The sequence below is a fragment of the Azotobacter salinestris genome (genome assembly GCF_009363155.1).
GTDB lineage: Bacteria > Pseudomonadota > Gammaproteobacteria > Pseudomonadales > Pseudomonadaceae > Azotobacter > Azotobacter salinestris.
The window spans coordinates 182937-196889 of record NZ_CP045302.1 but is presented as its reverse complement, the minus strand read 5'-3'; the positions used below and the strand labels follow the sequence as shown (position 1 = coordinate 196889).

The following is a 13953-nucleotide window of genomic DNA, read 5'->3' as shown; positions in this document are numbered from 1 at the left end:
AACCGTTTCCCGCATTACAGGCGCACCTCTCCTGCATTCGCCAGTAAATATCGGCGCGCCATCCACAGATTCGACAAGGCGAACAGCGTCACCAACTGTGACGTGTTTTTGGCCAATCCCCGGAAGCGCACCTTGGTGTAGCCAAACTGGCGCTTGATCACGCGGAACGGATGTTCGACCTTGGCTCGTACCTGGGCCTTGGCCTTCTCGATCTTGCGGATCGCTTTGTATAAGGCGCTACGCTTGCCATGCTTCTTGTAGGTACTGCGCCGGGCCGCGACCTGCCAGATGACCTGCCGACCTTCATGCTCGGGGCGCTTCTCTACGCCGGTATAGCCCGCATCGGCACTCACTACGTTTTCCTCGCCATGCAGCAGTTGGTCGACTTGGGTGACATCTGCCACGTTGGCTGCCGTGACCACCACGCTGTGCACCAGACCCGACTCAGCGTCGGCACCAATGTGAGCTTTTGCGCCGAAGTAGTACTGGTTGCCCTTCTTCGTCGAGTGCATTTCCGGGTCGCGCTTGCCGTCCTTGTTCTTCGTCGAGCTCGGCGCATGGATCAGGGTGGCGTCGACAATGGTGCCCTGGCGCAGCGACAGTCCGCGCTCGCCCAGATAGCCGTTGATCACCTCCAGTATTCCCCCGGCCAGTTCGTGCTTCTCCAGCAGGCGACGGAAGTTGAGGAGGGGTCGTTTCGTCCGGGATGCGCTCCAGGCTCAGGCCGGCGAACTGGCGCAGGAGAGTGGTTTCGTACAGCGCTTCCTCCATCGCCGGATCGCTGTAGCCGAACCAGTTCTGCATCAGGTGCACGCGCAGCATGGCTGCCAGCGGGTAGGCGGGCCGACCGCCTTCGCCCTTGGGATAGTAGGGCTCGATCAGGGCGATCAGCCCCTGCCACGGCACCACCTGGTCCATCTCGAGCAGGAAGCGCTCGCGGCGGGTCTGCTTGCGCTTGCCGGCATACTCGGCATCGGCGAAGGACAGTTGCTTCATCGGGAAACTCGGACAAGGGAGCGGGTGTATTTCACCAGAATCGGGAAGTCTTTTTCAGGATTTCCCTAATTGAAGCGTACTGCAAAAGACAAAGCCTCCACCCCTAGATCAAGGGGCGGAGGCAAATTGGTCAGGAAAAGAGAAATCGACGTCAGATGCGATAGTTGCGTAAATCGTCTACATAGGCCTCGAGGTCGAAGCGCTTGAGCTTTGCGTAGACAGTACTCTTGGCAATACCCAGTTCGCGTGCCACCGCGGTCATGTTACCGCGACTGCCCTTGATTGCCCGCAGGATGGCCTCGCGCTCGGCACTCTCCAGGCCGTTCAGATCGCGCGGGTTGTCGGGCGCATCAAGTTCCGAGTGCGCCGCTGCGCGCGAAGCGGCGCGCACGTCGATCGGCACGTCGGCCTCGGTCAGCACGCTCGCTTGCGAGGTGAGCAGCATGCTTTCGATGACATTACGGAATTCGCGGATGTTGCCCGGCCAGGCGTACTGCTGCAGCAGCGCCACCGCGCCGGCCGACAGCATCCGCGGCCCGAGCCCGTGCTGCGGCGCCAGGGTCTTGAGATAGTGCTCGCCGAGCAGGGGAATGTCCCCGGCCCGCTCGCGCAGGGACGGGATGTTGATGCTGGTCACCGCAACCCGGTAGAAGAGATCCATGCGGAAGGTGCCGGCCTGGATTTCCTTGCGCAGGTCGCGATTGGTCGCGGCCACGAGGCGGAAATTGACCTTGCGCGGCTTGTTCTCGCCGATGCGATAAACCTCGCCCTCCTCCAGCACTCTCAGGAAATGGGGCTGGAGGTCGATGGGCATCTCGCCGATCTCGTCGAGGAATAGGGTGCCACCGTCGGCCGCCTCGATCTTGCCCATCATGCCGCCGCGCCGCGCCCCAGTGAACGAGCCCTCGGTGTAGCCGAACAGCTCGCTGGTCAACAGCTCGCGCGAGAAGCCGCCGCAATTCAGGGCAACGAAGGGGCCGTCCTTGGTCGCGCCGGATTCGTGTATGCAGCGCGCAAACACGTCCTTACCCACCCCAGTCTCGCCCAGCAGCAGGACCGGGACACGGGACTTCGCAAGCTGCCGGGCGCGACCGACCGTCTGCAGCAGTGCCGCCGACTCTCCCACCAACTTGTCGAAGCTACCCTTGTCGGCCGTCTCACCGAGGACGAGCGGGCTCGCCGCACGGGCACCGCCGCCGACAGGCGCGCGCCGGCTTGGCAGCGTCAGTACCGTACCGAGATGCTCGCCGCCGACGAGCACCGGTTGCAGCCAGTTCTGGTCTATCCACTCGGGCAGGGCCTCGGCGGCCTCGCCATCCTTCTTCCAGTCCAGCGACAAGGTGCCGAGGGCGTCCGCCGAGCCAAACAGCTCGCGACCAGCCAGATCGGCCACCACCGCCGAGGCGCGCGCATTCGCCTTAATGGCACGACCACGACGGTCGAACACGATGACGCCATCAGTCGTGCTCGGCGAAAGGCGGTCGACACAGCTCTCCAGCAGGCGATAGCGGACATCCATTTCCATTCTTGCCAAGCGGTTCTCGATGCGACCGGCCGTCGCCACAACCAAGGCAAGGCTGTGTCGGCTGTAGGAGTCGTTGAGCCCAGATACGTCGACCACGCCGAGGATGGAACCGTCGTAGGGGTCGCGGATCACTGTCGCCGAACAGGACCAGCGCTTGATGCCGGCGCAGTAATGCTCCGCCGAGTGAATCTGCACCGGCTGACCGATTTCCAGGGCGGTACCGATCGCGTTGGTGCCGCAAGCGAGTTCGCTCCAGCTCGCACCCGGCAGCAGATGCACGTTTTCCGCCGCGCCGCGCGTGGACACATCCCCTTCGAGGTTAAGGATGATGCCGGTCTGGCTGGTGAGCACCATCACCGTTCCAGTTTCAGAAAGAAAATCCCGTGCCGAGGCCATGATGGGCGCGCTGGCAGTCAGCAGATCGGCGCATTCGTCGCGCAAGGAATGTAGGGAATTCTCGCCAACCGGCGGCGGTGCCTGGAAGCGGCTAGGGTCGACGCTGGCTCCGAAGCAACGTCGCCAAGAATCGTCGATCAGGCGGCGCAGCGCATCCGAACCGGGTTCGCAGCCATTGAGAAATCGCTCCCATGAAGCCATAACGCGGCCATCATTTTCCGGTACGGAAAACATCTGGCCTGAAACAGTGGCAGGCATATCCACCCTCCTTGGCTACGTCGTCGCATTTGCGAACGCAACGCGCAGCTCTCTATTGTTTTCTATTGTTATCTTTTGACCAGCTTCGGAACCGACCCTCTGACCGTGCCCGCGCCAATGTCGGGTTTCCATTGTTATGGCCGTCGTCGCTATGCGGCATCTGGCAACCGCATGTGTCTCATGCACGCGAACTGCATCAACCATGGCAGCCGCCCCGACAAATCTATGCCGGGCCTCACCGTCAGTGGTGCCTGACCGGAACTTAAGCTTGTCATCCGTTAGCTAAGATTAGCTACTGCCAACACAAGATATTGTCCGCCGGCTGGCATTATAAGATGCAATATATGAGCCATATGACTCTTATCGGAAGCAGTGACCGCCGCATCGGCCAGAGCGGTGCTGCTCGCCGACTAAATTCGGTACGAACGTCTGATTATAGGACGTGAAGGCGACCGAAAATCAAACGCCCACCGATACGTCCGCGGGCTTGGCTGTTGGCAGCAGCCACAGCGTGGCAGATGGGAAGCCTAGGGGCTGTTGACGTTTCGAGCCAGAGGCGTTGATGAAGAAGAGCAAACCCGCAGAATTCAGGCTCCCAGCCCGATAATCCCGCGAGTTTGCAATGCCCCGATTGATGCTCAGTGACGAACTCTGGTCGAAGCTGGAAAACGTGCTGCTTCAGCAAGCCATTTATCACAAGCCGAATCTGCGCATGACGGTCGAGGGGATGCTCTACCGGATGCGCGCCGGCGGCCCCTGGAGAGACCTGCCCAGCGCCTTCGGGCGTTGGAGCTCGGTCTACAAGCGCTTCAATGCGTGGTCGGCGGCCGGCAAGTGGCTCAAGGTTTTCCAGGCGTTGATCGAGGAGCCCGATCTCGAGTGGGCCTTCATCGATGGCACCTACATGAAGGCCCATCAGCACAGTAGCGGTGCTGCCAGCGATCAGCCCGAGGCCATCGGCAAAAGCCGCGCGGGACACACGAGCAAGATCCACCTGGCCGTCGATGCGCATGGCTTGCCGGTGGCTTTCGAGATCACCGGGGGCAACGTCAACGACTGCACTTCGGCCCCCGAGTTGATTGCGCAGTTGCCGTCTGCCGAGGCGATCGTGGCCGACAAGGGCCATGAAAGCGAGCGCATTCGCGAACAGATCGAGGCGCAGGGGGCACGGGCGGTCATTCCCCGAAAGCGCAACTCGCTCAAGGGCAATGGCGATCTGGACCGGGGGCTGTATCGCTACCGGCATCTGGTCGAGAACGCCTTTGCACGGCTTAAACATCACCGAGCCGTAGCGTTCCGCTACGACAAGCTGAAGCGAAATTACGAGAGCATGGTAGCCATGGCCTGTGGGTTTCTATGGCTCCCCATGTGAATCGTCAACAGGCCCTAGGGCTCGAGGCTGAACGTGAGGGTGTTTTCGGCGGAGTGGCTGCAGGCTATGAGGTCGTAGCTTGGCCAGAAGGCGGCAAGATCAATAGGATGTATGGCGACAGCAGGGGGTAGGGCTTGGTGTGTTTGGCGACTGCCAATTTACCTGCTTCCCTGCCTGTCAATCCTCGCTTCCCCAGGATTCCGCGAAGAATCTTATTAAAGGCATCTGCCATGCCAAAGCGGGCGCAGCGCACGGCGCCTTGCAACACACTGATTTTCCGTCGTTAAGCTAATCCGGCCGAGTACATTCGCTCCATCACCGTCTGCTTCCTGGACGACCGCCGAGTCTTTTCCGTTCGATCCCAGAACGCTCCGTGCTCAAGCGCGCGCCCACACTTTCGACGCAATACCGCCGCCCACAACGGGTTGCAGCCTATCGTCACGCCTTGGCATTGCTTTTGCCTTTCTTCAGCTTGCTTCCAGCACGGAAATCAACAACAACAATACCGGAGACAACCATGCCAAGCCCCTCTACATCGTGGCCCGCCCAGCACCCCATCGGTCGCATCCCAGTCAGCCTACTCACCGGTTTCCTCGGCGCGGGCAAGACAACCCTGTTGAATCAGTTGATGAAGGATCCCTCGATGGCGGGCACCGCGCTGCTGATCAATGAGTTTGGCGAGGTCGGTATCGACCACCACTTGGTCGACAAGCTCGACGAGCACACGCTGCTGCTCGACTCTGGCTGCATTTGCTGCAGCGTGCAGGGCGATCTGCTCAGAGCCCTGCGGGAGCTCCACCAGCGGCTTTCCCGGCGGGAAATCCCGAACCTTTCTCGGGTGATCATTGAGACAACCGGACTCGCCGACCCGGTTCCCATCGTCTATACGCTGATGGAGGAGCGCTTCGTCGCGGCGCGCTACATCTGCGACAGCGTGCTGACAGTCGTCGACGCTGAACATGGTCTTGATCAGCTGACTCGACACCGCGAGGCCATACGTCAGGTTGCCATGGCCGACCGCCTGCTGATCAGCAAAGGGGACCTAAGCGCCGCCACAACCCGGGCGCGGCTGGAGGAGAAACTTGCCGCTCTCAACCCCAGTGCGCTCCGCCTGGAGGTGCGCCACGGCAAGATATCGCCGGATCAGCTCTTCGGCAGCGGCATCTATGCTGTCGCAGGGAAACTGCCCGACGTCGCCCGCTGGCTGATGGATGAACGCGAGCACGAGCATTACCAACCGGCGGAAACAACAGCGGCGCCACTCTTGACGCTTAAGTCTGCCGCACGCCATCGCAAGCATGTCGAGCACCACGGCAATGCCATCTCGTCCTTCATCGTCCGCTTCGAAGCGCCAGTCCCATGGCATGGCTTCGCGGTATCGATCGGGCGAATCCTTGGGTCGTATGGACAACAGCTACTACGGGTGAAGGGGCTAATGGCAGTAGCAGGCAATCCGCAGCCGCACGTTATTCAGTGCGTGCAGGACGTAGCCTACCCGCCGGTGCGACTCCAAGCCTGGCCCAACGACGGAGCTTTCGCCGATCACTGTGGACGACTGGTGTTTATCGTGCAAGATCTCGCCCCAGCGGCAGTCGACGCCATCCGCGGAGCATTGGCCGACCTTCCCGGAGTGGTCGCAGCCACACGCATCAGCGCCGCCCATCCTCTGCTTCCTACACGCTGCTGGCTCACCCAGCAAATGCCACTCACGCCCCGCAAGGGCCTGGAGCTCGACGCTTGGTTCGTCCAGCCGAAGCGCTTCGCGAAGCACCAGGCCGTCGGCGCACACTCCTGGGCAGCGGAGTCAGACCGCCATCGCTGATACGTCACATTCACGGTGGCGACTGATCGTGCTTTCTAGACACCACTAACCCAGCCAGCTCGGATTCACGCCGACGACAGCAAGTGCGTGCTAGCCGCCATCACCCCCATCTCGGCGATGTCAGCGATACCGCCCCGACGATGTTGAGTACCGCCTCGTCCACAAGAGCGGCACCAGACGCTGAACTCGCACCGTCAGTACCACGCTAAGAAACGGTCACGGCACGCCGCTGCGCATCCAGCAACAGGAATGAATCCATGCGTTTCCACAATAAGAAGAATCCAGTCTGGGCCACGCCCCTGCCCTTGATAATCGCCCTGGCGGTCCCGGCAATCGCCGCCGATGGAGAGGGCTTCCTCGAGGGCTCGACCGTCAAGGTGCTCAACCGCAACATCTACTTCAGCCAGGATTTCCGCAACGGCGACAGCGCCCTCAACCCACAGACCGGCGAGAAGAAGACCCGCCGCAGCGAGTGGGCGCACGGCGTGATCGCCACCTTCGAGTCCGGCTTCACCCCCGGCGTGGTGGGTTTCGGCCTGGACGTGCGCGGCCAGTTCGGGATCAAGCTGGACGGCGGCGACGGCCTGGTCGGCAACGGCATGGCGGGCAACGGTATCGTCCCGCGGCGCGGCTACAATTTCGACGGCGAGCCCAAGGACGAATTCGGCCGGGTCGACGTGGCGCTGAAGATGCGCCTGTTCGAGGATACCGAGCTGCGCTACGGCGACGTCCGCCCGCTCACCCCGGTGGTCAACACCAGCGACATCCGCCTGCTGCCGCAGAGCTTTCGCGGCGGCACCGTCATGAACACCTCGATCAAGGGCCTGACCCTGCAGGCCGGCAAGCTGGAGTCCAACGCCGACCGTACCGCCACCGCCCACCGGGGCGACCTGGGCACCGCCTACGGCGGGCGCTTCAAGGAGGCCGACGACTTCGTCTACTTCGGCGCCGACTATCAGGTCAACGACCGGCTGCGCCTGCGCCTGCACCATGGCCGGCTCGACGACGTGTGGAACCAGGCCTTCCTCGGCGTCGATTGGAACCAGCCGCTGCGCGAGGGGCTGAAACTGCGGGCCGGCGCCAAGTACTACCGCACCCGCGACACCGGCAAGTCGCTGATGGGCGACATCAACAACGACTCCTGGAGCGCCCATGTCGGCCTCGACGTCGGCGCCCACAGCTTCACCGTGGCGCGTACCCACATCGACGGCGACACACCGTTCGACTACTTGTGGAATACTTGGGACTTCTACTTGGACACCGCTTCCCAGTCCTCCGATTTCAACAGCCCAAACGAGCGGGTGTGGATGGCGCGCTACGACTACGACTTCGCCGGCCTCGGCATCCCCGGCCTGAGCTTCACCACCCGTTACATGCGCGGCACCGACATCGACGGCACCAAGGCCGGGCCGCACTACTCCGCCTACCAGAACACCCGCGACGGCCGCCACTGGGAGAACGACATCTGGCTCGGCTACGTGGTGCAGAGCGGTCCGGCCAAGGACCTGAGCTTCCGCATCTGGCACGCCACCCACCGCGTCAGCGGCGACCACACCGCCGAGGCCAACCTCGACGAGCTGCGCCTGATCCTCGAACACCCCCTTGACTTACTCCTGTTCTGAACGGAACCCTGGCGCCTACCGGGGCCTCCCCGCAGGCGCCTTTTAAAAGGTTCATCGTCTTTTCCCAGGGAAGGCGGCCTTGATCTTCAGGAAGAAGTAGTCCATGTCCCTGAAGCCATAGGTCATGCGCTTGATGCTCGGGCTGGACTGGACCGGCCTGCCCTATCGCTTTCCCGGCCCGGAAACTGAAAAGGCCATCGCCCGTGCCGATCTGGTCATCACGGCGGTGGACATGCCCTCGGCCAGACGGGCACTCGCCCACTACGGCGGCTATTTCAAGCCGTCCTGCATGTGGCTCGACCTGGGCAACGGGCACCGGCATGGCCAAGCGGTGTTCGGCACCCTCAGCCTCCGCCACCGGGAGCACTATCCCTCGGTCATCGAGGTCTACCCGGAGCTGGCCATCCTGCAGGACGATCCGCGCAAGTCCTGCTCAGCCGCCGAGTCGCTGGGCACCCAGAATTATTAATCAGGCCCTTAAATTCACGCCATGGCATAGCGTGCTGCAGGATGCTGGAAATAGGCCATGACCTTGTCGGGCAAGCTGCCGAGTGTGTTCATGAAAGCCATCGCCTTGTCCAGCAGGCTGGCCTTGTCATGGCTGACCGGGCCGCTGCGCAGCGCCGTCTTGAAATCCCGATTCAGGTACTCGTCGGGATTGGACTCGGGCGCATAGGGTGGTAGGAACACCAGTTCGATCCTGTCCTGCTTGTCACTGAGCCACTCGCTGACCACCTTGGCATGGTGGACGCGCAGGTTATCGACCACCAGGAAGATCTTCTGCGGTGTCCCTTCAACGAGGCGGCTCAGGAAGTCGATGAAACGCAGCGCGTTGATACTGCCTTCGACGATCTGGAAGGCCACCTCGCCACGGGGCGAAATTGCGGAGATCATCGACAGCTTGTGCCAGCGAGTGGGCGTCGCCAGCACTGGCGTCTGGCCCCTGGGGGCGTAGCCGCGTATCCAGTTCGCATCCTCCTTGACTGCGGTTTCGTCCCCCCAGTGAATCACCGCTCCTTCGGCAGCGGCGCGCGCCTTGACCTGGGGGTAGGTCTGCTTCAGCCAGCGCTCGATGTCCTCCGGCCGCTGCTCCTGCGCCCGCTTCACGGGACGCTGAGGCGTAAACCCCCAGCGCTTGAGATACTTGCCGATCAACCGGTCCTGCAGCTCGATCCCGAGGCGTTCCCTGGCCAGCGCCTTGATGGCCGGGCGCGTCCACAGGGCAAACGGCAACTGCAGCTGCTGCGGGGGTTGCTCGACGATTTGCTCGCGCAGCCACTGCTCGTCGGCCGGCGTCAGCTTGCGGCAGGCGCCCGCCGGGCGCCCCCGACGCTTTTCCTCCAGGGCTTGCGCGCCCTCGCGGTTGGCACGGGTCAGCCAAGTCTTGATGGTGGTCGGATGCACACCGGTGACCGAGGCCAACTCCTCGACTTTCATGTTGGACTGCTGGCGCAGGCGAATCACTATCTGGCGAAGCAGCTTGCGACTCTCTGCGGTCAGTTTGCGGGCGTCGATCTTTTCCATGCCTGAAGTCTAACTAGACGTCTATTTAAGGGCCACCTTAATATCTTATCAACCGCGCCGTCATCACGGCGCGGCATGGGCATCGTGTGGGAGTTGTTGCGCTATGGGCGCACGGCGAAACACTGCCTCTCTATCAATCTCGAAACCGGCGAGCAGATGGCGGCGAGCTTCCCAGCCGTCTAGGTGGCGGGAAAGCTCCCTTCCCAACCAGAGGGCACGGACTCGGTTTCGCCGCCGCGCCAATTCCCAGCAAAACACACCGCCTCTGGCTGGGAAAGCCGCTGGGCCGGACACCCAGCATTCAGAAGAAACCTGGGACTTGGGATTGTCCGAAAGGGGGGCAGCATCGAGATGAGATACTTCGCTGCAGAAACAGGAGGTTCAAGTGACGGACGAGAAAAACAGCCAGGATGGGCAGTTGCTGCTTGAGTTGTCGGAGGTGGAGGACGAAGACGCCGGGGATAATCTGCTGGCCGCTCATTTTCGCCTGAAGGTGCCCTGCGTCGAGTGCCCTTTGCGTAGGGATCAGCAGAGCATGCTGCCGCCCGGCGAGCGAGAGAAAATAATCTCCGCATTGATGGCGCACGACTTCTCGACGCGCCAGTGCCAAGGATGGTCTGAAGTAGTCATGTATTTCTGGCTGACTTCAGCCCCCCGCCGACTTTGAAAGCGGAGAATCGATCAAAAACGATCAGATCACCCGCTCGTTTCTGCGTTTTTTAGCTGCCGCGAGCACGTCGCAGCAACCGTTTCCCGCATTACAGGCGCACCTCTCCTGCATTCGCCAGTAAATATCGGCGCGCCATCCACAGATTCGACAAGGCGAACAGCGTCACCAACTGTGACGTGTTTTTGGCCAATCCCCGGAAGCGCACCTTGGTGTAGCCAAACTGGCGCTTGATCACGCGGAACGGATGTTCGACCTTGGCTCGTACCTGGGCCTTGGCCTTCTCGATCTTGCGGATCGCTTTGTATAAGGCGCTACGCTTGCCATGCTTCTTGTAGGTACTGCGCCGGGCCGCGACCTGCCAGATGACCTGCCGACCTTCATGCTCGGGGCGCTTCTCTACGCCGGTATAGCCCGCATCGGCACTCACTACGTTTTCCTCGCCATGCAGCAGTTGGTCGACTTGGGTGACATCTGCCACGTTGGCTGCCGTGACCACCACGCTGTGCACCAGACCCGACTCAGCGTCGGCACCAATGTGAGCTTTTGCGCCGAAGTAGTACTGGTTGCCCTTCTTCGTCGAGTGCATTTCCGGGTCGCGCTTGCCGTCCTTGTTCTTCGTCGAGCTCGGCGCATGGATCAGGGTGGCGTCGACAATGGTGCCCTGGCGCAGCGACAGTCCGCGCTCGCCCAGATAGCCGTTGATCACCTCCAGTATTCCCCCGGCCAGTTCGTGCTTCTCCAGCAGGCGACGGAAGTTGAGGAGGGGTCGTTTCGTCCGGGATGCGCTCCAGGCTCAGGCCGGCGAACTGGCGCAGGAGAGTGGTTTCGTACAGCGCTTCCTCCATCGCCGGATCGCTGTAGCCGAACCAGTTCTGCATCAGGTGCACGCGCAGCATGGCTGCCAGCGGGTAGGCGGGCCGACCGCCTTCGCCCTTGGGATAGTAGGGCTCGATCAGGGCGATCAGCCCCTGCCACGGCACCACCTGGTCCATCTCGAGCAGGAAGCGCTCGCGGCGGGTCTGCTTGCGCTTGCCGGCATACTCGGCATCGGCGAAGGACAGTTGCTTCATCGGGAAACTCGGACAAGGGAGCGGGTGTATTTCACCAGAATCGGGAAGTCTTTTTCAGGATTTCCCCAACGAGTCGCTCGTTTCAATCAACATGCCCTTTCGAACAAGAAGGGACAGTGTTTCTCTACAGATGCGGAGGCCATGTGTGTCGGCGCGGCCGCGCTCCTGCTCAAGCGCAAGAGCGCCGACGCTGGGGATGAGGGTTGCCTTCGCCACCGAGGTCATTCCGCCCGATCATTGGGACGGGGCCAAGCCGCTCGTTATCGACTGATAATTGCAGAAAATAAACCATCCTTGGAGTGTCTGCTGGCAGCAGCCGACGTTGCCCTGCGGGGCCAGGGAACAATTAAGTAATCCGACTGTCAATCGGTCCTTTCAAGGAGAAGAAATGAAAACACATATTCTCGGCATGATGTCGGTTTTTATTGCACTGAATGCATTTGTTGGCGTTTCACAGGCGACCAACAATTACACGGAAGAAAAAATAGCATGTAAGATGTCTGGCTGCCAAATTAGCTGCGCGTACAAAGACACAAATTGGAAATCGTTTGGCAATGTCGACTCTCTGACAATGACCATGTATGACAGTGGAGCTATCAAGATGCAGCTCGAGAAAGGTATTGACGGCAGAACCACGATTGTCACTGGTCCGCAGGGGTATATATGCAGCGTGGAAAACCAGAAGGATTAATTTCGCTCAATCAACACATTGCAAGAAATAAACTTTCTCTTAAATAGCTGCTGACAGCTATCGACAACAAACTGCCCGGGCTTGTAGCTGCCGACTTGGGATTTATCGAAGCCATGAGAGCGTGGGGACATACCCAGGAGGTTTGCCCCATGCAACTTTTCGAGCAAGGCCGCAACAATTTCACTCCGATTCTTGGCGAGGTCGAGTCTTCTCCACACCTGTGGAGGTGTTTTCCGCGGCACGACGTCCCGTCTGCTCAACTTGGCCGTCTTCCCCACGCCCGTGGGGGTGTTTCTTCGTGCCCAACACGCTCTGCGTGCGCTACAGCTCGGCCGAGCTTTCCAAGCACCTGCTGGAGGAGGTGGGAACGTGCTGGAAGCCCTGGGCTGCGTCCCGTGCAACGGCGGCAAGCACAAGAACCTGCGCTACTGGCAGTTCGACTACAACCCGAAGCAGGTCGTCAAGGAAGTGGCCGTGAGCGGCCAGCTCCCGGACGCCAAATCCCACCAGTTCTATTCCACGCCGGCCCCGGTCGCCGAACGCCTGGTGCAGTGGCTGGACATCCAGCCGACTGAAACCTGCCTCGAACCGCAGGCCGGCCAGGGCGGCATTGCCGATCGGCTGCCGAAGGACCGGACCCTGTGCGTCGAGGTCAGCCCGCTGCATTGCATGATCCTGCGCGAGAAGAGCTGAACCGCCCCGGGTTTCCCGGAGGCTCCAACTCTTGAGAGGATGGAGCCATGAAGACAGCCACGAAGTATTCCCCTGAAGTCCGGCAACGGGCGGTTCGTATGGTGCTTGAGCATCAGGATGAGCACGAGTCGCAGTGGGCGGCGATCAATTCCATCGCGGCGAAGATCGGTTGCACGGCCGAGACGCTGCGCCGCTGGGTAAGGCAGGCCGAGCGCGATAGCGGACTGCGTGAGGGCCAGACGACGCCCGAGCGTGAACGGATCAAGGCGCTCGAACGGGAGGTGCGTGAGCTGCGACAGGCCAACGAGATCCTGCGCAAGGCCTCGGCGTATTTTGCCCAGGCGGAGCTCGACCGCCGCTTCAAGCCATGAAGACATTTATCGACGAACACCGCGAGCTCTCTGGGGTCGAGCCTGGCCGGCCGCACCGATCTGCAAAGTGCTGCCGATCGCCCCGTCGACGTACCGCTTGCATGCAACGCGGCGGGCCGATCCCGGCCAGCGCCCAGCGCGCGTGCAGCGCGATGAGATCCTATGCGGGCATATCCAGCGGGTGTGGGATGAGAATTTCCAGGTCTATGGGGCACGTAAGGTCTGGCGGCAGTTGCAGCGCGAAGGCATTGCCGTAGCCCGCTGCACGGTGGAGCGCCTGATGCGAAAGCTCGGCCTGCAAGGCGTGGTGCGTGGCAAACCGGTCAAGACCACGGCCAGCGACAAGACTACGCCTTGTCCTCTGGATCGGGTGAACCGCCAGTTCCGCGCCGAGCGCCCGGATGCGCTGTGGGTATCGGACTTCACGTATGTTTCCACCTGGCGGGGCTTCGTCTACGTGGCCTTCGTCATCGACGTATTCGCCCGGTGCATCGTTGGCTGGAAGGTATCCAGCTCGGCTCGGACAGACTTCGTGCTCGATGCCCTGGAGCAAGCCCTGTACGCCCGCCGCCCCGTCAGCCAGGGTGGCCTGATCCACCATAGCGACCGCGGGGTGCAGTACGTATCGATCCGCTATACCGAGCGCCTGGCCGGGGCTGGCATCGAGCCGTCCGTAGGTAGCGTGGGCGACTCTTATGACAATGCCCTGGCCGAGACCATCAACGGACTCTACAAAGCCGAGGTGATCCATCGCCAGTCTTGGAAGAACCGGGAAGCGGTGGAGCTGGCCACGCTGGCCTAGGTGGACTGGTTCAATCACCGGCGGCTGCTGGAGCCGATCGGCAACGTACCTCCGGCCGAGGCCGAAGCGGCTTATTATCGACAACTTGACGAGTCCGCCATGGTGGCGTGACTCACGCCAACGAGCCTCCGGAATTCCCGG

At 61.6% G+C, this 13953-nt stretch carries 9 protein-coding genes, 3 pseudogenes and 1 other annotated feature; of the genes and pseudogenes, 8 read left to right on the top strand and 4 right to left on the bottom strand.

The features are described 5' to 3' along the window. Window positions 1-14: 14 nt before the first annotated feature. Window positions 15-996: pseudogene (locus GCU53_RS01095) on the bottom strand (IS5 family transposase). A 151-nt stretch (window positions 997-1147) separates the two neighbouring features. Further along, entirely contained in the window at window positions 1148-3175 is a 2028-nt protein-coding gene (locus tag GCU53_RS01090) for a sigma-54-dependent Fis family transcriptional regulator (protein WP_244306979.1), read from the bottom strand. A gap of 622 nt (window positions 3176-3797) precedes the next feature. On the opposite strand from GCU53_RS01090, the gene GCU53_RS01085 reads away from it, so the two are divergent. From GCU53_RS01085 to GCU53_RS01065, 4 genes are all read left to right on the top strand, one after another. Continuing rightward, window positions 3798-4547 carry an IS5 family transposase gene (locus tag GCU53_RS01085; RefSeq protein ID WP_152385980.1) on the top strand — a complete coding sequence of 250 codons (750 nt, stop codon included), beginning with the start codon at window positions 3798-3800 and terminating at the stop codon, window positions 4545-4547. Between the two features lie 373 nt (window positions 4548-4920). Continuing rightward, complete coding sequence (locus tag GCU53_RS01075) at window positions 4921-6369, top strand: CobW family GTP-binding protein (RefSeq protein WP_244306977.1); 1449 nt, start codon at window positions 4921-4923, stop codon at window positions 6367-6369. Window positions 6370-6626: 257 nt separating this feature from the next. Further along, a complete protein-coding gene (locus GCU53_RS01070; protein ID WP_152385979.1) occupies window positions 6627-7991 on the top strand; it encodes an OprD family porin in 1365 nt (454 codons plus the stop codon). 124 nt (window positions 7992-8115) lie between these two features. Then, window positions 8116-8460 carry a ubiquitin-activating E1 family protein gene (locus GCU53_RS01065; protein WP_152385978.1) on the top strand — a complete coding sequence of 115 codons (345 nt, stop codon included), beginning with the start codon at window positions 8116-8118 and terminating at the stop codon, window positions 8458-8460. Between the two features lie 14 nt (window positions 8461-8474). Here GCU53_RS01065 and GCU53_RS01060 read toward each other — a convergent pair whose 3' ends face one another. Then, complete coding sequence (locus GCU53_RS01060; RefSeq protein WP_152385914.1) at window positions 8475-9515, bottom strand: IS630 family transposase; 1041 nt, start codon at window positions 9513-9515, stop codon at window positions 8475-8477. A 385-nt stretch (window positions 9516-9900) separates the two neighbouring features. On the opposite strand from GCU53_RS01060, the gene GCU53_RS01055 reads away from it, so the two are divergent. Then, window positions 9901-10182, top strand: coding sequence for a hypothetical protein (locus GCU53_RS01055; RefSeq protein ID WP_152385977.1), 282 nt, complete (start codon window positions 9901-9903; stop codon window positions 10180-10182). A 91-nt stretch (window positions 10183-10273) separates the two neighbouring features. On the opposite strand, the pseudogene GCU53_RS01050 reads toward GCU53_RS01055, so the two are convergent. Continuing rightward, a pseudogene (locus GCU53_RS01050) lies at window positions 10274-11255 on the bottom strand (IS5 family transposase). Window positions 11256-11643: 388 nt separating this feature from the next. On the opposite strand from GCU53_RS01050, the gene GCU53_RS01045 reads away from it, so the two are divergent. From GCU53_RS01045 to GCU53_RS01035, 3 genes and pseudogenes are all read left to right on the top strand, one after another. After that, complete coding sequence (locus GCU53_RS01045; RefSeq protein ID WP_152385976.1) at window positions 11644-11946, top strand: hypothetical protein; 303 nt, start codon at window positions 11644-11646, stop codon at window positions 11944-11946. Window positions 11947-12315: 369 nt separating this feature from the next. Beyond that, complete coding sequence (locus GCU53_RS01040) at window positions 12316-12639, top strand: hypothetical protein (protein WP_152385975.1); 324 nt, start codon at window positions 12316-12318, stop codon at window positions 12637-12639. A 47-nt stretch (window positions 12640-12686) separates the two neighbouring features. Further along, a pseudogene (locus tag GCU53_RS01035) lies at window positions 12687-13923 on the top strand (IS3 family transposase). Continuing rightward, window positions 12965-13095, top strand: a sequence feature (AL1L pseudoknot). Its footprint overlaps the pseudogene before it by 131 nt. Window positions 13924-13953 lie beyond the last annotated feature (30 nt).